The organism is Amycolatopsis sp. NPDC049159 (assembly GCF_040648295.1).
Classification (GTDB): domain Bacteria; phylum Actinomycetota; class Actinomycetes; order Mycobacteriales; family Pseudonocardiaceae; genus Amycolatopsis; species Amycolatopsis pretoriensis_A.
Window position 1 is genome coordinate 15,162 of sequence record NZ_JBEZDL010000035.1, and the last position, 23,563, is coordinate 38,724.

The 23,563-nt window shown below is 74.0% G+C and carries 2 protein-coding genes; both read right to left on the minus strand.

Annotation, left to right across the window (positions count from 1 at the left end):
* Positions 1-56: 56 nt before the first annotated feature.
* Positions 57-8,603, minus strand: coding sequence for an SDR family NAD(P)-dependent oxidoreductase (locus AB0B33_RS42830; protein WP_360782820.1), 8,547 nt, complete (start codon positions 8,601-8,603; stop codon positions 57-59).
* Positions 8,604-8,636: 33 nt separating this feature from the next.
* Positions 8,637-23,555 (minus strand): type I polyketide synthase, encoded by a 14,919-nt coding sequence (locus AB0B33_RS42835; RefSeq protein ID WP_360782822.1) that lies wholly within the window; start codon positions 23,553-23,555, stop codon positions 8,637-8,639.
* Positions 23,556-23,563: the final 8 nt, after the last annotated feature.

Consider the following 23,563-nt stretch of genomic DNA (forward strand, 5'->3'; position numbering starts at 1 on the left):
TCGACTCGTCAAGTCGTGGCGCATGAAACATCAGATATGACACTCCATTTTCCCGGTCACCGGCACGACGCGGGCAGCTCCTCCACCAGCCAGGCGTGCAACTGCCGGGCCGCGTCGGCGACGTCCTCCCCCGTCTTCAGCGTCAGCGTCGGCACCCGCGGCTCGGCGACCGCCGCGTCGAACAGCCGCAGGTAGGCGCCGACGGTCGTGAGCTCGGCGTCCGTGACGGTCGCCGGCAGCTCGTCGAACTCGACCTCCGCCGGGTCGGCGAGCACGACGCCGGTCGCGCCGGCCGCGTCCGCCACCGCGGCGGCGAGCAGCGCGCCCGATCCGGACCCGAGCACGACGAACGGCTCGCCGGCCGCCTGCTCGCGGATCGCCTCGGCCGCCGTCGCGACCAGGGCGCCCAGGTCGGCCGGTGCGGGGGTCTCGCCGTCGAACCCGGGCGCGGGCAGCAGCCACGCCTCGCGGACGCCGTCGAACCGCGTGGTGACCTCTTCGCACCAGCTCGTCGAGCCGGTGAGCGTGCCGACCGCGAACAGCAGCGGCCGGGACGCGCCCGTCGTCACGCGCCGGAGCCGCGGGGTCCACGGTGCCGCCGGCAGGAACTGCGAGGCCGTGGCGAGGAACGTCCGGAACTCCGCGGTGCGGCCGGTTTCCCGGGCCGTCCGGAGCAGGGTGCCCAGTGAGCCACCGGCGTCCGACGTGGTCAGGGCGACGTTGGCCAGCAGGTGGTCGGTCAGCTCGGCGACGGTCGGGTAGTCCCAGACGAGCGCGGCGGGCAGTTCGAGCCCGGTCGCCGCGCTGATCCGGTTGCGCAGCTCGACGACGCCGAGCGAGGTGAACCCCAGCTCGGCGAACGCGGATTCCGGCTCGACGGCGTCGACGGACGGGTGCCCGAGCGTCGCCGCAACCTCCGCCCGGACCCAGTCGAGCAGCCACCCGGGCCGGTCGGCGGCCGGGAGGTCCGCCAGGCGCCCGGTGATCGGCTCGATCTCCGGCGCGTCGCCCGCGTCGGGTGCCATCGTTCCCGGCACCGCTGTCCCCGATGCCGCTGTCTCCGGCAGCACCATGTCGAGCCAGTACCGGCTGCGCTGGAACGCATAGGTGGGCAGGTCGACCCGGGCGGCACCGGCGAAGAACGGCGCCCAGCCGACCTCCGCACCGTGGACGTGAGCAGTGCTCAACGCTGTGAGCAGTGCTCTCTCCTCGTCCCGGTCACGCCGCAACACCGGGATCGCGACGCAGCCCCCGCCGAGCGTTTCCCTGGTCATCGTGCTGAGTACGCCGTCGGGACCCAGCTCCAGGAACGTCGTCACGCCTTCGGTTTCGAGGGTGCGGACGGCGTCGGCGAAGCGGACTGCCTCACGTACATGACGGACCCAGTAGTCGGCGGTGAACGGCTCGGCGAGAGCACCGCTCACATTCGAGATCACCGGTATTGCCGCCGGGTGGTAGGTGAGCGTCTCGGCGACCGCGCGGAACTCGTCCAGCATGGGGTCCATCAGCGGCGAGTGGAACGCGTGACTCACCGTCAGGCGCTTGGTCTTGGGGAACTGCGCGGCGATCGCGAGGACCGCGGCTTCGTCGCCGGAGATGACCACCGACTCGGGGCCGTTCACCGCAGCGATGGACACGCCTTCGGTCAAGACGATCTCGGACTCGGGGGCCGCGATGGAGACCATGGCGCCGCCGGTGGGCAGGGCCTGCATCAGGGAGGCGCGGGCCGTGACCAGGCGGCAGGCGTCTTCGAGGGACAGGACCCCGGCCACGTGGGCAGCCGAAATCTCGCCGATCGAGTGGCCGGCCACGAAGTCCGGGCGGATGCCGAAGGACTCGGCCAACCGGAACAGCGCCACCTCGATCGCGAACAGGGCGGGCTGCGTGAACTCCGTGCGGTTGAGCAACTCGGCGTCGTCGAAGGCTTCGCGCACGTCAGGAAGGTGCGCGAGGACGGCATCGAAAGCTTCGGCGTAAGCGGGGAAGCGGGCGTAGAGACCGCCGCCCATGCCGACTCGCTGGGCGCCTTGGCCGGTGAACAGCGCGGCCAGGCGGCCAGGGCGTTCGCGGCCGGTGACGACGTTCGGGGCCGATCGGCCGTCCGCCAGTGCGGCCAGCCCGGCCGAAAGCTCTTCACGACTGGTGCCGTGAACCACTGCCCGGTGCGCGAACCGGCTCCGCGAGGAAACCAGGGACAACCCGACATCGGCCGGGTGCCCGGCGACGTCCAGCAGCTGAGCGGCCTGCGCCCGCAGCGCGGCTTCGCTCCGCCCGGACAACACCCACGGCAGCAACCCGGTCTCGCCGCGTTCGGGAACGGCCGGCGGCGAAGCAGGAGCCTGCTCGAGGATCGCGTGCGCGTTGGTCCCGCTGACGCCGAACGAGGACACCCCGGCCCGCCGCGGCCGATCGGACATCCACTCGCGGGCTTCGGTCAGCAGCTCCACCGCGCCCGACGTCCAGTCCACATGGGACGACGGCGTGTCCACGTGCAGCGTCGGCGGGAGGACACCGTGACGCATCGCCATGATCATCTTGATGACCCCGCCGACGCCGGCCGCCGCCTGGGTGTGGCCGATGTTGGACTTCAGGGAGCCCAGCCACAACGGCGTCGAACGGTCCTGGCCGTAGGTCGCCAGGATCGCCTGCGCCTCGATCGGGTCGCCGAGGGTCGTGCCGGTGCCGTGCCCTTCCACGACGTCCACTTCGGACGGTCGCAGTCCGGCTCCGGCCAGTGCGGCGCGGATGACCCGCTGCTGCGACGGGCCGTTCGGGGCGGTCAGGCCGTTCGACGCGCCGTCGGAGTTCACCGCCGTGCCGCGGACCACCGCGAGCACCGGGTGACCGTTGCGCCGGGCGTCGGACAGCCGTTCCACGGCGAGGATTCCGGCACCTTCACCCCAGCCGGTGCCGTCGGCGGCGTCGGCGAAGGACTTGCACCGGCCGTCCGCGGCGAGGCCGCGCTGGCGGCTGAAGTCGATGAACACCCCCGGCGTCGAAAGCACCGTGACGCCGCCGGCCAGCGCGAGGTCGCACTCCCCCTGGCGCAGCGACTGGCACGCCAGGTGCAACGCCACCAGCGACGACGAGCAGGCGGTGTCCACGGTGAGCGCCGGGCCTTCCAGTCCGAGCGCGTAGGCGATGCGCCCGGACACCACGCTCGCCGAGCTGCCGGTGCCGAGGAAGCCGTCGACGCCCTCGGGAACGGCGAGCGGGCGGGACGCGTAATCGGAGTACATCACGCCGGTGAACACGCCGGTCCGGCTGCCGCGCAACGTTTCCGGGTCGATCCCCGCGCGTTCGAGCGCCTCCCACGACGTCTCCAGCAGGAGCCGCTGCTGCGGGTCCATGGCCAGCGCCTCGCGCGGCGAGATGCCGAAGAAGCCCGCGTCGAAGTCGGCGGCGTCGTAGAGGAAAGCGCCTTCCTTGGCGTAGCTGGTGCCGGGGTGGTCGGGATCCGGGTCGTAGAGCGCGTCGAGGTCCCAGCCGCGGTCGTCCGGCAGGCCGGCGACGGCGTCGCGGCCCGCGGCGACCAGGTCCCACAGGTCTTCGGGACCGCGGACGCCGCCCGGGTAGCGGCAGCCGATGCCGACGACGACGATCGGGTCGCCGTCCACCCGGCGCTCCCGCACCACGACCTGCGCCGTCTCCCCGGACACCCGCTCGACGACGTATTTGGTGAGCGCCTGCGGGTTCGGGTGGTCGAAGACGAGCGTGGCCGGCAGCCGCAGGCCGGTTTCGGCGGCGAGCCGGTTGCGCAGTTCCAGCGCGGTCAGCGAGTCGAACCCGAGTTCCTTGAACGCCCGCGCGGGCTCGACGGCGGCCGCCGAGGCGTAGCCGAGCACGCCCGCGACCAGGCCGCGGACGAGTTCGAGGACCTGGCGGGTCCGGTCGTCGGCGCCGAGCCCGGCGAGCCGGTCGGCGAACGACGACTTCGCGACCGCCGCCGCGGCTTGACGGCGCAAGGGCGGCAACAGGCCGTGGAGCAGCGCAGGCGTCACCGGCTGGCGGCGCAAAGCGGCGAGTTCCAGCCGGACCGGCGCGAGCACGGCCCGGTCCGCGGCGACCGCCCGGTCGAACAGCGCCAGCCCGAAAGCGCTGTCCAGCGGGGTCATGCCCGCGCCCGCCATGCGCTGCAGGTCGCCCTCGGCGAGGTGCCCGGTCATCGAACTGGCCTCGGCCCACAGGCCCCAAGCCAGTGCGACCGCGGGCAGGCCGTGGGCGCGGCGGTGCTGCGCGAGCGCGTCGAGGTAGGCGTTCGCGGCCGCGTAGTTGGCCTGCCCCGCGCCGCCCATGGTGGCGGCGAAGGAGGAGAACAAGACGAAGGCGGACAGCCCCGAAGTGAGTTCGTGGAGGTTGAGGGCCGCGTCGGCCTTGGGCCGCAGGACCGCATCCAGGCGTTCCGGCGTAAGGGATTCGACGACGCCGTCGTCGAGGACGCCGGCCGCGTGCACAACCGCCGAAACACGGTGCTCGCCGAGGACCGCCGCCAGCTGCGCGCGATCGGCGACGTCGCAGGCGATCGCGGTCGCGGTGGCCCCGAGTCCGGCCAGCTCGGCGACGAGTTCCGGGAGGGAACCGCGGCGGGACAGCAGAAGCAGCTCCCGGACGCCGTGCTCGGTGACGAGGTGCCGGGCGACCAAGCCGCCGAGCAGACCGGACGCGCCGGTGATCAGCACCGCGTCGTCGCCCCACGCGGGCGTGGTGTCCGAAGTGGACGCCCGGGCCAGCCGCGGGACGTGCCACTTCCCCGCGCGCAAGGCGAGCTGGGGTTCCCCGACGGGCAGTTCCGCCGGGATCTCGCCGGCGTCGAGCAGCACGAACCGGCCGGGGTTCTCGGCCTGGGCCGAGCGCACCAGGCCGGTGACGGCCGCGGCGGCGAGGTTCGGCACGTCTTCGCCGTCGACCGAGACCGCGCCCGAGGTCGCGATGACCAGCAGTTCTTCGGATGCGAGGGATTCCTGGAGCCGCGCGAGGACCGCCGTGGTCGTCTTCCGCACCGAGCCGTCCGGGACGCGGAACACGGTGAACTCGCTGGTCAGCTCGGTGACCGGCAGCTCAGGCCAGGTGACTTCGAAGAGCGCGTCGCGGGTGGGCTCCGCCTTGGCGGGTGTGCGCAGGGTCAGCGACCGGACCGTCCCGACCGGGGCGCCGGTTTCGTCGGCCAGCTCCAGCGCGACGGCGTCGCCGGACCCCGGCGTCAACGTCACGCGCAGGACCGTCGCGCCGGACGCGGCCAGCGAGACGCCGCTCCAGGCGAACGGCAGCTTCGGCCCGTCCCCCGTCGCGGACAACGCGCCGAAGCCGGCGGCGTGCAGGGCGGCGTCGAGCAGCGCCGGGTGCAGGCCGAACCGGGCCGCCTCGGCGCGCAGGGCCTCGGGCAGCTCGACCTCGGCGAAGACTTCGCTCCCCCGCGTCCACACGGCACGCAGGCCGCGGAACGCCGGGCCGTAGTCGACGCCGGTCGCCGCCATGGCCGGGTAGAAGCCCGCCACCTCGGCGCGCTCGGCCCCCGCCGGCGGCCACTCCGAAGCGGAGCTTTCACGGGAAAGTGGCGCTTCGGTGAGGAGGCCGGTGGCGTGGCGGGTCCACGGCGTGAACTCGTCCGGGCGGGAGAAGATCGCGAGTTCGCCGTCGTCCCGCACCGAAACCTGGAGGTGCACCCCGCCCCGGGCGGGCAGCACCAAGGGGGTTTCGAGGGTGAGTTCGTCCAGCGTGCGGCGGCCGACCTGGTCGCCGGCGCGGATCGCGAGTTCGACGAACGCCGTGCCCGGCAACAGGACTTCGCCGCCGACGCGGTGGTCGGCCAGCCAGGGCAGGCTGTGCAGCGAAAGCTTGCCGGTGAGCACCGCGCCGCCCGAGTCCGCGAGCCCGACGACGGCGCCGAGCAGCGGGTGCTCCGCCGCGGTCAGCCCGAGGCCGCCCGCGTCGCCGACCGCGACCAGCCGCGGCCAGTACCGTTCGTGCTGGAACGCGTACGTGGGCAGTTCGGTGCGCACGGCGCCGGGGAAGGCGTCTTCCCAGCGGACGTCGACGCCGTGCACCCAGGCTTCGGCCAGCGACGTGTGGAACCGGGCGAGCCCGCCTTCCCCGCGACGCAGGGTGCCGAGGGCGCCGTCGCCGATCGCCATGGTCAGCACGGGGTGCGGCGAAGCCTCGACGAAGGTCCGGAATCCCTGGCCCGTCAACGCGGTCACGGCGGTGTCGAGCCGGACCGGACGGCGGAGGTTGGTGTACCAGTATTCGGCGTCCAGTTCGGTGCCGTCGAGCCAGTCGCCGGTGACCGTCGAGAAGAAGCCGGTCGTGGCCCGCACCGGCCGGACCGGGGCCAAGACCTCGAGGAGGCGCTCACGGATCCGTTCCACCTGCGGCGAATGCGAGGCGTAGTCCACCGGGATCCGCTTCGCGCGGACGTCGTCGGCGGCGCAGGTGGCCATCAGTTCGTCGAGCGCGGCCGGCTCCCCGGAGACGACGACCGCGGCGGGCCCGTTGATCGCGGCGACCGACAGCCGCTCGCCCCACGGCGCGATCCGGGCCGTCACCGCGTCGGCGGATCCGGCGACCGAGACCATGCCGCCCCGCCCGGCCAGCTCCAGGATCGCCTGGCTGCGCAACGCGACCACGCGAGCACCGTCCTCGAGGGACAAGGCGCCCGACACGACCGCGGCCGCGATCTCGCCCTGCGAGTGCCCGACGACCGCGGCCGGCTCGACACCGTGGGAACGCCAGAGTTCCGCCAGCGAAACCATCACGGCGAACAGCGCGGGCTGCACGACGTCGACCCGCTCCAGCATCGCGGAGTCACGGATGGCGCCGGTCAGCGACCAGTCCACAAAGGACGACAGCGCCGTCGCGCACTCGGCCATCCGGGCGGCGAACACCGGCGACCCGGCCAGGAGCTCCACGGCCATCCCGGCCCACTGGGAACCCTGGCCGGGGAACACCATCGCGACCTTGCCCGCGGCGGCCGTCCCCTTGACGACGGCCGGAGCGGGAAGATCTTCGGCCAGCGCGGCGAGTCCTTCGGCCAGGCCGTCCCGGTCACCGACGACCACCGCGCGGTGGTCGAACGCGGACCGCGTCGTCGCCAGCGAGAGCCCGATGTCGCCGACCGGCCCGTCGACGCCGGCGAGCGCGGCGGCCTGGGCGCGCAGCGCCTCGGCCGACCGGGCCGAGAGCACCCAGGGCACGACTCGCCCGGGCTCGTCGGCCCCGGCGGCCGGACGGTCCTCGTCCGGCGCTTCCTCCAAGATCGTGTGCACGTTGGTGCCGCTCATGCCGAACGCCGACACCGCGGCCCGGCGCGGCCGGTCCGACGGCCACTCACGGCGTTCGGTGAGCACCTCCACCGCACCGGCCGACCAGTCCACCCGGGACGACAGCTCGTCGACGTGCAGGGTCCGCGGGAGAACGCCGTGGCGCAGGGCCATGACCATCTTGATGACCCCGGCGACCCCGGCGGCGGCCTGCGTGTGGCCGATGTTGGACTTCACCGAACCCAGCCACAGCGGCGCTTCCCGGTCCTTACCGTAGGTCGCGAGCAGCGCCTGGGCCTCGATCGGGTCGCCCAACGTCGTGCCGGTGCCGTGCGCCTCGACCGCGTCGACGTCCGAAGTGGACAACCCGGCGTCGGCCAGCGCGGCCCGGATGACCCGCTGCTGCGACGGGCCGTTCGGCGCGGTCAGGCCGTTCGACGCGCCGTCGGAGTTCACCGCCGAACCCCGGACGATCGCCAGCACCGGGTGGCCGTGCCGGCGCGCGTCGGAAAGCCGTTCCACCACGACCATGCCGCTACCCTCGCCCCACGAGGTGCCGTCGGCGGCTTCGGCGAACGCCTTGCACCGGCCGTCGGCGGCCAGGCCGCGCAGCCGGCTGAACGCGATGAACGAACCCGGCGTCGGCAGCACGGTCACGCCACCGGCGAGCGCGAGGTCGCACTCCCCCTGCCGCAGCGCCTGCACCGCCAAGTGCAGTGCGACCAGCGACGACGAGCACGCCGTATCGACGGTCAGCGTCGGTCCCTCCAGCCCGAACGCGTACGCGACGCGTCCGGAAAGGACACTCGCCGCGTTGCTCGTGGCGAGGTGCCCTTCGAGGGCCTCGGCGGCGCTGAGCATGAGGGTGCCGTAGTCCTGGCCGTTGGAGCCGACGAAGACACCCGTCCGGCTGCCCTTCAAGGACGGCGGCCGGATCCCCGCGTGTTCGAAGGCCTCCCACGACGTTTCCAGCAGGAGCCGCTGCTGCGGGTCCATGGCCAGCGCCTCACGTGGCGAGATGCCGAAGAAGCCCGCGTCGAAGTCCGCGACGCCGTCGAGGAAACCGCCCTCGCGCACGTACGACGTCCCGGGTGCCTCGGGGTCCGGGTCGTACAACGAGCCCAGTTCCCAGCCGCGGTCCTCCGGGAACCCGGAGATCGCGTCGTGCCCGCCGTCGACCAGGTCCCACAGCTGCGCGGGGGTCCGGACGCCGCCGGGGAACCGGCAGCCGAGGCCGACGATCGCGATCGGTTCGTGCGTCCGGGCTTCCTGGAGCCGCCGGCGGGTGTCCTGAAGATCGGCCGTGACCCGCTTGAGGAAGTAGCGGAGCTTTTCCTCGTTGTCCATCGTCGTTCACTCCATGCAGTAGCGGGCGCCGGATCAGGAGATGCCGAACTCTTTGCCGAGGAGGTCGAACATCTCCTCGTCGCTGGCGGTGTCGAGACTCGGGGCGGCGGGTTCGCCCGCCCAGCCGGCCGTGAGCAGCCGCAGCTGCTCGGCGACCCGGGCCCGGTCGGCTTCGCCCAGGCTCGCGCCGAGCCGGCCGAGCTCGTCGAGCAGCCCGTCGACCCCGCGCGGCGCGGGCTCGTCGCCCGCCAGTTCCGCGGTGAGGTGCCGGGCCAGTGAAGACGGCGACGGGTAGTCGAAGATGAGCGTCGCCGGCAGGCTCAGCCCGGTGACGCGGTCGAGGCGGTTGCGCAGTTCCACGGCGGTCAGCGACGTGAAGCCGGTTTCGCTGAACGACCGGTCCGGCGCGACGTCCGCCGCCCGGCCGTGGCCGAGCACCGCCGCCACGTGCTCGCGGACGACGTCGAGCACGAGTTCACCGGCGTCGGCCGGGGACAGCCCGGTCAGGCGGTCGGCCAGTCCGGTGTGGACTTCGGCGACCGGGGCCGCCGGCGCCAGTTCCGCGTACAGCGGGCGTGCCTGGCCGGGCAGGTAGGTGTCCCAGTCGATGTCGGCGACGACCTGGGAACGCGTGACCCGGCCGAGCGCGGCCGCGGCCTCCGCCGGCGGCAGCGGGGTGACCCCGGCGCGCCGCATGCGGTCGGCGTTTTCGGCGGCCATGCCGTCGCCCGCCCACGGGCCCCACGCGATCGAGGCGGCCGGGCGGCCCATCGCGCGACGGCGGTGGGCGAGCGCGTCCAGTTCGGCGTTGGCGGCCGCGTAGTTCGCCTGCCCGGCGGCGCCGGCCGCGCCGGCGAGCGAGGAGAACAGCACGAAGGCGTCGAGGTCGCCGGTCAGCTCGTCGAGGACGCGAGCGCCGGTCACCTTGGCGTGCAGGACATCGGCGAACCGGTCGCCGGTGAGGGTGTCGACGACGCCGTCGTCGAGGACGCCGGCCGCGTGCACCACCGCCGACACCGGGTGTTCGGCCAGCAGGGCCGCGACCGCGTCCCGGTCGGCGATGTCGCAGGCGACGACCGTCGTGCGCTCGTCCGGCGCCGCACCGCCGCGGCGGCTCGCGAGGACGACGTGCTCGGCGCCGTGGCCGAGGAGCCAGCCGGCCACGTGCCCGCCGAGCGCCCCGGTCCCGCCGGTGACGAGCACGGTGCCCCTCGGTGTCCACTGTGGACCGCTGCTGGTGTCGCGGACGAGCCGCCTGGCGAAGACCCCGGCGGACCGCACGGCGACTTCGTCCTCGCCGCCGGCCGCGAGCACCGCGCACAGCCGCTCGCCGTCCTCGGGGCCGAGGGTGTCCGGCAGGTCGACCAGGCCGCCCCAGCGGTTCGGGTGCTCCATCGCGACCGTCCGGCCGAATCCCCAGAACTGGGCCTGGGCCGGGTCCTCGACGGGTTCGCTGTCCTGGATGGCGATCGCGCCGCGGGTGGCGCACCACAGCGGCGCGGTGACGCCCGCGTCGCCGAGGCCCTGCACCAGCGCGAGGGTCTGCGGGAGCCCGCCCGCCACGGCCGAGCCCGGGGTGCCGGCCGCGAAGGCCAGCAGCGACAGCGCGCCGGCCGGGGTGGCGCCCTCTTCCGCCAGCTTGGCCTCGACCAGCTTGGCGACGGTGATGCGATCGGCGTCTTCGGGGACCCGGACGACCAGGGGCCGCGCCCCCGACGTCGCGAAGGCACCCGCCACCGCGGTCACGGCGCCGGCGTCGTCGAGGGTTTCCGGGAGGACGAACAGCCAGTCGCCGGAGACCGCGGCCGCGGTTTCGCGCAGTTTGCGCCAGACGACGCGGTAGCGCCACCCGTCGGCCGGGGAGTCCACCCGGGACTCCCGCCGCCAGCCGGACAACGCCGGGAGCGCGGAGCCGACGGCCTCGCGCTGGTCGCCGTCGAGGCCGAGCAGCTCGCCGAGCGACTCCAGGTCTTCGCCTTCGACGGCCCGCCAGAACTCGGCGTCCGCTTCGGACACGGGCGCCGCGGGGGCGGGTTCGGGCCAGAAGCGCTGCCGCTGGAAGGGGTAGGTGGGCAGGTCCGCCGTGCGGGCCGGCGGGTAGAACGCGGCCCAGTCGACGTCCACGCCATGGACGTGAACAGTGCTCAACGCCGTGAGCAGTGCTCTCTCTTCGCCGCGGTCACGCCGCAGCGCCGGGACCGCCGCCGGGCGGCCGACCATGGCGCTGAGCACGGCGTCCGGGCCCAGCTCCAGGAACACGTCGGCACCGGCGGCCTGCAGCGTCGAGATGCCGTCGGCGAACCGGACGGCCTCGCGGACGTGCCGCACCCAGTAGTCCGCGGTGAACGGCTCGGCGAGAGCACCGCTCACATTCGAGATCACCGGTATCACCGCGGGGTGGTAGGTGAGCCGCTCGGCGACGGCGCGGAAGTCCTCGAGCATCGGGTCCATCAACGGCGAGTGGAAGGCGTGGCTCGTGTTGAGCCGCTTGGTCTTGACGCCCCGTGCGGCGAACTCCGCGGCGATGTCCAGGACCGCGGCCTCCTCGCCGGAGATCACCACCGACTCGGGGCCGTTGACCGCCGCGATCGAGACCCCGTCGGTCAGGGTGATGGCCGGCTCCGGCGCGGCGATGGAGACCATCGCCCCGCCGGACGGCAGCGCCTGCATCAGCGACGCTCGCGCGGCCACCAGCCGGCAGGCGTCTTCGAGCGAAAGCACTCCGGCGACGTGCGCCGCGACCAGCTCGCCGATCGAGTGCCCGGCGACGAAGTCCGGGCGCACGCCCCACGCCGTCACGAGCCGGTGGAGCGCGACCTCGACGGCGAACAGCGCGGGCTGCGTGTAGCCGGTCCGGTCGAGCCGGTCGCCGCCGTCGAAGACGATCTCGCGCAAGGACGCGTCGAGCAGGCCGTCGAACTCGGCGCACACGGCGTCGAACGCGTCGGCGTACACCGGGAACCGGTCGTACAGCTCGCGGCCCATCCCGGCGCGCTGCGCACCCTGGCCGGTGAACAGCACGGCGAGCCGGCCGGGGCCGGCGGTGCCGCGGACGCCGTTGTCGAGGTCCGCCAGCCCGGCGAGGAGTTCGCCGGTGCCGTCACCGAGCACGACCGCCCGGTGTTCGAGAGCGGCGCGACCGGTCGCCAGGGTGCGGCCGACCCCGGCCGCGGGAACGCCGTCGGCGACCGCCGCGCGAAGACGGCGGGCCTGGTCCTGGAGGGCGTGCTCGTCCCGCGCGGACAGCGGCCAGAGCGTGAGTCCACTCTCGACGGTGGTGGCGGGCTCGGGTTCCCCGGCTTCGAGGACCACGTGGGCGTTCGTCCCGCTGACGCCGAACGCCGACACCGCGGAGCGGCGGGCGTGGCCGGTCTCGGGCCACGGCGTCGGCTCGGTGAGCAGCTCGACGGCGCCGGCCGTCCAGTCCACGTGCGACGACGGCGCGTCGACGTGCAGCGTCTGCGGGAGCACGCCGTGGCGCATGGCCAGCACCATCTTGATGATCCCGGCGATGCCCGCGGCGGCCTGGGTGTGGCCGATGTTGGACTTCACCGAACCCAGCCACAACGGCGTTTCGCGCTCCTGGCCGTAGGTCGCGAGCAACGCCTGGGCCTCGATCGGGTCACCGAGGGTGGTGCCGGTGCCGTGCGCCTCGACGGCGTCGACGTCCGAAGTGGACAGACCGGCGTCGGCGAGCGCGGCGCGGATGACGCGTTGCTGCGACGGGCCGTTGGGTGCGGTGAGACCGTTGGAGGCGCCGTCGGAGTTGACCGCCGAGCCGCGGACGATCGCCAGGACCTGGTGGCCGTTCCGGCGGGCGTCGGACAGCCGCTCCAGCAGCACCAGCCCGGCGCCTTCGCCCCAGCCCGTACCGTCGGCCGCTTCGGCGAACGCCTTGCATCGGCCGTCCGAAGCGAGGCCGCGCTGGCGGCTGAACTCGACGAAGGTGGCCGGGGTCGACATCACGGTCGCGCCGCCCGCCAGCGCCAGGTCGCATTCGCCGCGGCGCAGCGCCTGGGCGGCGAGGTGGATGGCGACCAGCGACGACGAGCACGCGGTGTCGACCGTGAGAGCCGGGCCCTCCAGGCCGAACGCGTAGGCCAGCCGGCCGGACACGACCGCGGCCGCGTTGCCGGTGCCGATGAACCCGCCGACCTCCTCGCCCGCCGCGCCGAGCAAGCCGGCGTAGTCCTGGCCGTTGGTGCCGGCGAACACGCCGGTCCGGCTGCCCCGCACCGAATGCGGGTCGATGCCGGCGCGTTCGAAGACCTCCCACGTGATCTCGAGCAGCAGGCGCTGCTGCGGGTCCATGGCGAGGGCTTCGCGCGGCGAGATCCCGAAGAAGGCCGCGTCGAACTCCCCGGCCGCGTCGAGGAAACCGCCGTCGCGGACGTAGCTGTGGCCGCTCTTGCCGTGCTCCGGGTCGTAGAGCGCGCCGAGGTCCCAGCCGCGGTCTTCGGGCAGGCCGGTCATCGCGTCGACGCCGCCGGCGACGAGCCGCCAGAGGTCTTCCGGAGTGGCCACCGAGCCGGCGAAGCGGCAGCCCATGGCGACGAGCGCGATCGGCTCGTCGGCGCCGGCGCGCGCCGGGCCGGCCTCGACCGGTTCCGGCAGCCGGCCGAGCAGCTCGCGGTGCAGGTGCCGGGCGAGCGCGACCGGCGTCGGGTGGTCGAAGACGAGGGTCGCGGGCAGGCTCAGCCCGGTCGCCGCGTCGAGGCGGTTGCGCAGTTCGACGGCGGTCAGCGAGGTGAAGCCGCTTTCGGAGAACGCGCGTTCGGCGTCGACCGCGGCGGCGTCGGGGTAGCCCAGGACGGCCGCGACGTGCGTGCGGGTCAGGTCGAGGACCTTCCGGCTGCCGTCCTCTTCGGACAGTCCGGCGAGGAGGCCCTCCGGTTCCGCGGCCGCCGGTTCGACGGTCGCGGTGGTCTCGGCGAACCCGGTGAACAGCGGCCGGGGCCGGACGGCCCGCAGCCCCGGGAGGTAGACGTCCCAGTCGAGATCGGCCACGACCGCCACCGGCGCGTCACCGGCGGCTTCGACGGCGAGCGCGTCGAGGGCGAGGCCGGGTTCCAGGGCGCCGACGCCCGCGGCACGCAGCCGGCGGCGCGCTTCGGCGTCCCCGGCGGCCATCCCGTCACCGGCCCAGGGGCCCCACGCGATCGAGACCGCGGGCCGGCCCGCCGCACGCCGTTGCTGCGCGAGCGCGTCGAGGTGCGCGTTGGCCGCGGCGTAGCTGCCCTGGCCCGCCGCGCCGAACGCGCCGGCCATGGAGGAGAAGAGGACGAAGGCGTCGAGGTTTCCGGTGAGCGCGGCCAGGTTCTCCGCGGCGGTCGCCTTGGCGCGCAGGACGGCGTCGAACCGTTCCGGCGTAAGGGATTCGATGACGCCGTCGTCGAGGACGCCCGCGGTGTGCACCACCGCGCGGAGGTCGTCGGGGAGCACGGCGGCCAGTGCGTCGCGGTCGGCGGCGTCGCAGGCCACGATCTCGACCTCGCAGCCGAGGGCGGTCAGCTCGCTTGCCAGTTCCGCGGCGCCGGGCGCGGCCGGTCCGCGACGGCTGAGCAGCACCAGCCGCTCGGCACCGCCGGTCGCCAGCCGCCGGGCGACCTGGGCGCCGAGCGCGCCCGTGCCGCCGGTGACCAGCACGGTTCCCCGCGGCTGCCAGATCTCGCCCGAGGTCGCGGCACGGCGTTCCAGCCGCCGCGCGAAGACCCCGGACGGGCGCAGCGCGACCTCGTCCTCGGCGCCGGCGAGCACGGCGGCGAGCCGCTCGCGGCCGCGGTCGTCCAGCTCGGCCGGCAGGTCGATCAGGCCGCCCCAGCGCTGGGGGTACTCCATCGCCGCCGTCCGGCCGAGGCCCCAGACCTGGGCCTGGACCGGCGCTTCGACGCGGTCGGCCCGCACGGCCGCGACCGCGCCCCGGGTCAGGCACCACAGCCGGCCGCCGAGGCCGAGCTGCAGCAGCGTGGCCGTGCCCGCCGCGACACCGCGGCCGCCGTCGGCCAGTGCCAGCAGCGAAAGCACTCCATCCACTTCGGAGCCGTCGAGGGCTTCCGCCACTCGTTCGCCGAACTCTCCGCGGGGCGCCAGCGGGTCGATCCGCACCGGGGTGACGCGCCCGCCGCGTTCGATGATCGTCTGCGCGACGCCGCCCACGACGCCGGTCTCCCCCGACTCGGGCACGACCAGCAACCAGTGCCCGGCCGACGCCGGCACGTCCTGGGTCACCGGGCGCCAGGCGGCCCCGTACCGCCACGAGTCCACAGTGGACTCCTGGTGCCGCCGCCGGTACCAGGCCGACAGGGCCGGGGTCACCGCCGCCGCGACGTCGTCGTCCAGCTCCAGTTCGGTGGCCAGCTTGCCGCTCGCGACGACGTCCCAGAAGCCGGAGTCGCCGCCGGGCGCCACGCCGGACTGCTGCTCGCTCGCGAGCCAGTACCGCCGGTGCCGGAACGCGTAGGTGGGCAGGTCGACCCGGCGGCCGCCGGGGAAGAACGGCGCCCAGTCGACGTCGACGCCATGGACGTGAGCACTGCTCAACGCCGTGATCAGTGCTCTCTCTTCATCGCGGTCGCGTCGGAGCGTGGGAATGGCGATGCCGGGGACCATGGCGCTGAGCACGCCGTCCGGGCCCAGCTCCAGGAACACGTCGGCACCGGCCGCCTGCAGCGTCGAGATGCCATCGGCGAACCGGACGGCCTCGCGGACGTGCCGCACCCAGTAGTCCGCGGTGAACGGCTCGGCGAGAGCGCCGCTCACATTCGAGATCACCGGTATCGTCGCGGAGCGGTGGTTCAAGGTCTCGGCGACCGCGCGGAAGTCCGCCAGCATCGGGTCCATGAGCGGTGAGTGGAAGGCGTGGCTGACGGTGAGGCGCTTGGTCTTGACGCCCCGCGCCGCGAACTCCGCAGCGATGTCCAGGACCGCGGACTCGTCGCCGGAAATGACCACGGACTCGGGACCGTTCACCGCGGCGATGGACACGCCTTCGGTCAGGACGATGTCGGACTCCGGGGCGGCGATGGAGACCATCGCGCCACCGGCTGGCAGGGCCTGCATCAGCGACGCCCGCGCGGCGACCAGACGACAGGCGTCCTCGAGGGAGAGAACACCGGCAACGTGCGCGGCGGAGATCTCGCCGATCGAATGCCCCGCCACGAAATCCGGGCGGATGCCGAACGATTCCACCAAGCGGAAGAGCGCGACCTCGACGGCGAACAACGCCGGCTGGGTGAACTCGGTGCGGTTGAGCAGCTCGGCGTCCGCGAGGGCGGCGCGGAGGGCGGGGTCGAAGTGGGCGAGGACGGCGTCGAAAGCTTCGGCGTAAGCGGGGAAACGGGCGTAGAGGCCCTGGCCCATGCCGACCCGTTGCGCGCCCTGGCCGGTGAACAGCACCGCCAGCCGGCGGTCCGGCCGGGCGATCCCCGTGGCCACCGGGGTGTCCAGGGCAGCCAGGAGTTCCGCGCGGTCCTCACCGAGGACGACCATCCGGTGGTCCAGGGCAGCGCGGGAGCGGGCCAGCGAGTGACCGATGTCGACCGGGGACAGCGACGGCCGCGCCTCGACGTGCGTGCGGAGGCGGTCGGCCTGCGCGGCGAGCGCGTCCGCGTCACGGGCGGAAAGCAGCCACGGGACCACTCCGGGCTCCGGGCGCTCCGGCTCGGCGACGACGACCTCCGGCGCCTGCTCGATGATCGTGTGGGCGTTGGTCCCCGAGATGCCGAACGACGAGATCCCGGCGCGGCGCGGGTGACCGTTCTCGGGCCAGCGCCGTCCTCCGGTGAGCAGCTCGACCGCGCCGGACTCCCAGTCGATGCGCGACGACGGCGCGTCGACGTGCAGGGTCTGCGGCAGGACGCCGTTCCGCAACGCCATGACGACCTTGATCACGCCCGCCACACCGGCGGCGGCCTGCGTGTGCCCGATGTTGGACTTGAGGGAGCCCAGCCACAGCGGCTCTTCGCGGTCCTGCCCGTAGGTGGCCAGCAGGGCCTGCGCCTCGATCGGGTCGCCGAGGGTGGTGCCGGTGCCGTGCGCTTCCACCATGTCCACTTCGGACGGTGCCAGCCCGGCTCCGGCCAGCGCGGCGCGGATGACCCGTTGCTGCGAGGGGCCGTTCGGGGCGGTCAGGCCGTTGGACGCGCCGTCGGAGTTCACCGCGGAACCCCGTACCACGGCGAGGATTTCGTGACCGTTGCGGCGGGCGTCGGACAGGCGCTCCAGCAGCACCAGGCCCGCGCCTTCGCCCCAGCCGGTGCCGTCGGCGGACTCGGCGAACGCCTTGCAGCGGCTGTCCGAGGACAGCCCGCCCTGGCGGTCGAACTCGACGAACATGCCCGGCTGCGCCATCACGGCGACGCCGCCCGCGAGCGCGAGGTCGCACTCGCCGCGGCGCAGCGCCTGGACCGCCCAGTGCAGGGCGACCAGCGACGACGAGCACGCGGTGTCGACCGAGACGGCGGGGCCTTCGAAGCCGAAGGTGTAGGAGACGCGGCCGGAGATCACGCTGGTCGCGTTGCCGGTCAGCAGGTGGCCTTCGACGCCGGCAGCCACCTCGGCGACGCCGCTGCCGTAGGCCTGGTGCGCCGCGCCGACGAACACGCCGGTGCTGCTGCCGCGCAGCGATCGCGGGTCGATTCCGGCCCGCTCCAAGGCTTCCCACGAGATTTCGAGCAGGAGCCGCTGTTGCGGGTCCATGGCCAGCGCCTCGTGCGGCGAGATGCCGAAGAACTCCGCGTCGAACCCGCCCGCGTCGTGGACGAACCCGCCCTCGGCGGCGTCCAGCGCGGCGAGGTCCCAGCCGCGGTCGGCGGGCAGGGCCGTGAGCGCGTCGCGCCCGGTCTCGACCAGCTGCCACAGCTCCTCCGGGGACGTCACTTCGCCCGGGTAGCGGCAGCTCATCGCGACGATCGCGATCGGATCGTCGTCGACGACCGTCGTGCCGACCGCCGGGGTGCCCGGTGCCGCGTCGCCGGCGAGTTCGGCCTGCAGCAGCGCGGCGAGTGCCTGGGGGTTCGGGTGGTCGAAGGTGATCGTGGCCGGGAGCCGGAGGCCGGTCACCGCGGTGAGCCGGTTGCGCAGCTCGACGGCGGTCAGCGAGTCGAACCCGAGGTCCTTGAACGCCTTCGCCGGCTCGACGGCCTCGGCACCGTCGTGCCCGAGCACGGCGGCGACGTGCGTCCGGACGAGGTCGAGCAGGAACCGGCGGACGTCGTCCGCGCTGAGCCCCGCGAGCTTCGCGGCCAGCCCTTCGACACCCGGCACGGGCCCGGCCGCGCGGCGCGTGCGGACGCGGACCAGGCTGTGCCACAACGTCGGCAGGTGCTCGGCCTGGGCCCGCAGCGCGGCGAGGTCGACGCGGACGGGGACGACGCTGCCGGCGCCGGCGACCTGGGCCGCGTCGAACAGGGCGAGGGCCTCCTCGGTGCCGAGGGCGCCGATGCCCGACCGGGCGATCCGGGACAGGTCTTCGTCGTCGAGGGTGCCGGTCATGCCGCTGGCTTCGGCCCACTGGCCCCAGGCGAGCGAGACGCCGGGCAGGCCCTGCTCGCGGCGCTGGGCGGCGAGCGCGTCGAGGGCGGCGTTGGCGGCGGCGTAGTTGCCCTGGCCCGCCGCACCGGCGACGCCGGCCAGCGAGGAGTACAGGGCGAACCACGCGAGGTCGCGGTCGCGGGTCAGCTCGTGCAGGTTGAGCGCGGCGTCGACCTTGGGCCCGACGACCGCGTCGAGCCGTCCGGGGGTGAGGGATTCGACGACGCCGTCGTCGAGAACGCCTGCGGTGTGCACGATCCCGGTCAGCGGAACCGAGTCGAGCAGTGCGGCGAGGGCGGCGCGGTCGGTGACGTCGCAGCTCTCGACGCGCACGTCGGCACCGAGCGCGGTGAGCTCGGCGACGAGTTCGGCCGCGCCCGGGGCGGCGGCGCCGCGGCGGCTGGTCAGCAGCAGGTGCCGGACGCCGTGGGTGGTCACGAGGTGGCGGGCCAGCAGGCCGCCGAGGGTGCCGGTGCCGCCGGTGACGAGCACGGTGCCGTCCGGGTCCGGGGCGGCGGGGACGGTCAGGACGTTCTTGCCGACGTGCTTGGCCTGGCTGATGAACCGGAACGCGTCCGGCGCGCGGACGACGTCCCACGCCTTGACCGGCAACGGCGTCAGCTGCCGGTTTCCGAACAGTGCCAGCAGATCCCGGAGGATTTCCTGGATGCGGTCCGGGCCCGGGTCGCCGAGGTCGAACGGGAGGTAGGCGACGCCGTCGCGGGCGGCCGGGTCGCGCAGGTCGGTCTTGCCCATCTCGAGGAACCGGCCGCCGCGCGGGAGCAGGGCGAAGGATGCGTCCACAAAGGACCCGGTGAGCGAGTTGAGGACGACGTCGACGCCGCGGCCTTCGGTGGCGGCCAGGAACCGGTGCGAGAAATCGAGATCGCGTGAGGAGGCGATGTTCGTGACGCCGAGCGCGCGGACGGCGTCGTGCTTGGCCGGGCTCGCGGTGGCGAACACTTCGGCGTTCTTCGTGCGGGCGAGCTGGACCGCGGCCATGCCGACGCCGCCGGCCGCGGCGTGGACGAGCACGGACTGGCCCGCTTCGAGCCCGCCGAGGTCGAACAGGGCGTAGTAGGCGGTGACGAACGCGACCGGCACGGAGGCGGCTTCGGCGAAGGTCCAGCCGGCCGGGACGGGGACGAGCAGCCGCGCGTCGGTGACCGCGGTGGGGCCGAAGGCGCCGGTGAACAGGCCCATGACGCGGTCGCCGGGAGCGAGCCCGGTGACGTCGGGGGCGACTTCGGTGACCACGCCGGCGGCTTCGGAGCCGAGGACGGCGGCCGGGTCGGGGTACATGCCGAGCGCGATCAGGACGTCGCGGAAGTTGATCCCGGCGGCGCGGACGGCGACCCGGACCTCGCCTCGGCCGAGTTCCCGTTCGGGTTCCGGGGTGAGGGTGAGGCCGTCGAGGGTGCCGCCGGTGGTGGTGAGCCGCCACGACTCCCCTGGGATGGCGAGGGCACCGCTGTGGGCGCGGACCAGGCGAGGTGCGGTGAACTTGCCTTCGCGGACGGCGAGCTGCGGTTCGGTGGCGGGCAGCGTGGTGAGGTCGGGCCGGGGTGAGCCGTCGAGGTCGAGGAGCTGGAAGCGGCCCGGGTGCTCGGACTGGGCGGACCGCACGAGCCCCTGGACGGCGGCCGCGGCGGGGTCGGTGTCGGCATCGCGGGTGACGACGACGAGGCGTCCGGGCCGGTCGGCGGCGAGCCAGTCCTGGACCAGCGCCAGCGCGCGGTGGGTGGCGGCCTGGACGGAGGTCGTGGTGGTGACGGCGGCGAAGACGAGGGATGCGTCCGTGTCCACATCGGACACTTCGGTGAGGCCGAAGGTGTCGGGACCCAGTGCGACCGCGTCGAGCGCGGGGCCCGCGGCGACGACGGTCCGATCCAGACGGAACAGGGAGCCGCTCTGGGCCGGCGCGGCAGCCGCGCCGGAAATCGGGCGCAGGACCAGGGAATCGACCGTCGCGACGGGGCCGCCGGACTGGTCGTGGACCGTGACCGCGACCGCGTTGTCGCCGGCCGGGGACAGGCGGACGCGCAACGCCGTGGCGCCCGATGCGTGCAGGGCGACGCCGCTCCACGAGAACGGCATGCCGCCGGTGGCGCCCGGTTGCGCCGCGGCCGTGTCCGACGGGGCGGCGAGGCCGAGCGGGTGCAGGGCCGCGTCCAGCAACGCCGGGTGCAGGCCGAAGGCGGCCGCGTCGGGCTGGTACTCCTCGGGCAGGGTGACCTCGGCGAACGTGTCTTCGCCGCGGCGCCAGACCGTCCGCAGGCCGTGGAACGCCGGGCCGTAGGTGAAGCCGAGGCCGGCGAGACCGTCGTAGAGGCCGTCGGTCGGGACGCGCTCGGCTCCCGGCGGCGGCCACTCCGTCAGCTCCGCGGCCGGCGGGGCGCCGGTGGCCAGGAGGCCGCCGGCGTGCCGGGTCCAGGTGTCGGTGTCCTGGCCGGGGGTGGCGCCGTCGTCCGGACGCGAGTGCAGGGTGAGTTCGCGGCGGCCGGCGCCGTCGGCCGGGCCGACGAACACCTGGATCGCGACGCCGCCGCGCTCGGGCAGGACGAGCGGGGCTTCGAGGGTCAGCTCGTCGACGAGGTCGCAGCCGACCTGGTCGCCGGCCCGGACGGCCAGCTCCAGCAGCGCGGTCCCCGGGACGAGCACCGCGCCGCCGAGGACGTGCCCGGCGAGCCACGGCTGGGTTTCCAGCGACAGCCGTCCGGTGAAGACGACGCCGTCGTGACCCGCCAGGCTGACCGCGGCGCCGAGCAGCGGGTGGTCCAGTCCGCCCAGGCCGAGCGATCCCGCGTCACCGTGGGCCACGCCGCCGCGGGGCCAGAAGCGTTCGCGCTGGAAGGCGTAGGACGGCAGGTCGACGCGGCGGCCGCCAGGGAAGAACGCGGCCCAGTCGACGTCGACGCCGTGGACGTGAACAGTGCTCAACGCTGTGAGCAGTGCTCTCTCGTCATCCCGCTCTCGTCGCAGAGCACTGATCGCGGTTCCCTCGACCATCGCGCTGAGCACCCCGTCCGGGCCCAGCTCCAGGAAGATTCGTGCACCTTCGGATTTGAGGGTGGCGACGCCGTCGGCGAAGCGGACCGCCTCGCGGACATGACGCACCCAGTAGTCCGCGGTGAACGGCTCCGCGAGAGCACCGCTCACATTCGAGATCACCGGAATCGCCGCGGGGTGGTACGTGAGGGACTCGGCGACCGCGCGGAACTCCTCCAGCATCGGGTCCATCAGCGGTGAGTGGAACGCGTGACTGACGGAGAGGCGCTTGGTCTTCGGGAACTGCGCGGCAATCGCCAGGACCGCGGACTCCTCGCCGGAGATGACGACCGAATCCGGGGTGTTGACCGCGGCGATCGAGACGCCCTCGGTCAGGGTGATCTCCGACTCGGGGGCGGCGATCGAGACCATCGCGCCACCGGCGGGGAGGGCCTGCATCAGGGAGGCACGGGCCGAGACCAGGCGACAGGCGTCGGCGAGGGTCAGGACGCCGGCCACATGTGCTGCCGAGATTTCGCCGATCGAGTGGCCCGCTACGAAGTCCGGGCGGATGCCGAACGATTCCACGAGCCGGAACAGGGCCACCTCGACGGCGAACAACGCCGGCTGGGTGAACTCCGTGCGATCGAGGAGCGCGGCGTCGTCGAAGGCGGCGCGGAGTGCGGGATCGAAGTGAGCGAGGACCGCGTCGAAAGCCTCGGCGTAGACCGGGAAGCGGGCGTAAAGGCCCTGGCCCATACCGACCCGCTGGGCGCCTTGCCCAGTGAACAGCACCGCCAGCAGAGCATCCGGGTCGGCGGTGCCGGTGATGGCGTCCTCGATGCGCTCCAGACCGGACCGCAGTTCCTCGCGATCGGCGCCGAGCACCACCGCGCGGCGGGCGAGGGCGGCGCGGGTGACCGCGAGGGAGTAGCCGCCGTCGACCGGGTCGGGATCCGCCGCGAGCAAGCGCTGGGCCTGCTCCCGCAAAGCCGCGTCGCTCGCGCCGGAGAGCACCCACGGCAGCAGCCCGGCTGACGGGGCGGCCGGCTCCGGAGCCTCCGCCGCGGGGGCTTCCTCGACGATGACGTGGACGTTCGTCCCGCTCACACCGAACGCCGACACGCCGGCTCGACGGGGAGCATCCCCGGCCGGCCACGGGCGGGGCTCGGTGAGCAGCTCCACCGCGCCCGCGGACCAGTCCACTTCGGATGAAGGCGCGTCGACGTGCAGCGTCCGGGGCAGCACCTCGTGCCGCAACGCCATGACCATCTTGATGACACCGGCGATACCCGACGCCGACTGCGTGTGCCCGATGTTGGACTTCAGCGCACCGAGCCACAACGGACGGTCGGCCGGACGGTCCTGACCGTACGTGGCCAGCAGGGCCTGCGCCTCGATCGGGTCGCCCAGCGCGGTTCCGGTGCCGTGGGCCTCGACGGCGTCGACGTCCGATGTGGACAGACCGGCGTTGGCCAGCGCTTGGCGGATGACTCGTTGCTGTGACGGGCCATTGGGTGCCGTGAGGCCGTTGGAAGCGCCGTCGGAGTTCACCGCGGAACCGCGGATGACGCCGAGGATCCGGTGCCCGTTGCGGCGGGCGTCGGACAGCTTCTCGAGCAGGATCATGCCGACGCCTTCGCCCCAGCCCGTGCCGTCGGCGGCGTCGGCGAAGGACTTGCAACGGCCGTCCGACGCGAGACCGCGCTGGCGGCTGAACTCCGCGAACGCCAGCGGGCTCACCATCACCGTGACACCACCGGCGAGCGCGAGGCCGCATTCGTCCTGCCGCAGCGCCTGGCACGCCCAGTGCAGCGCGACCAGCGACGACGAACACGCAGTGTCCACGGTGACCGACGGGCCTTCCAGCCCGAAGGTGTAGGACAGCCGGCCCGACATGACGCTCGGCGCCTCGCCGGTCAGCAGGTAGCCCTCCGAGCCCGCGGCCGACTGCAGCGTGCTGCTGTACCCGGACGCGTTGGCGCCGATGAACACGCCGGTTCGGCTGCCCCGCAGCGAAAACGGGTCGAGGCGGCCGCGCTCCAGGAGTTCCCAGGACGTCTCCAGCAGGAGGCGCTGCTGGGGGTCCATGGCCAGCGCCTCACGCGGGGAGATGCCGAACAGGCCGGGGTCGAACCGGGCCGCGTCGGGGACGAAGCCGCCCTCGACCGCGCGGGTGCCTTCCTCGCCGTACATGCGCTCGACGTCCCAGCCGCGGTCCTCCGGGAAGCCCGACATCGCGTCGGTTCCGGTCGCGACGAGGTCCCACAGGTCCTCGGGCGAGGCGACCCCGCCCGGGTACCGGCAGGCCAGGGAGATGATGGCGATCGGCTCCTGCTCGGCCGCCTCCGCCGCCTGCAGCCGCTGCCTGGTCTGGTGCAGGTCGGCCGTCACGCGCTTGAGGTACTCGAGGAGCTTGTCCTGCTCTGACATCGCCAACC

What these genes read in the sequence shown, in the direction of transcription:
- AB0B33_RS42835 (WP_360782822.1), bottom strand. Translation starts at nt 23,555, where the DNA reads ATGTCAGAGCAGGACAAGCTCCTCGAGTACCTCAAGCGCGTGACGGCC.
- AB0B33_RS42830 (WP_360782820.1), bottom strand. Translation starts at nt 8,603, where the DNA reads ATGGACAACGAGGAAAAGCTCCGCTACTTCCTCAAGCGGGTCACGGCC.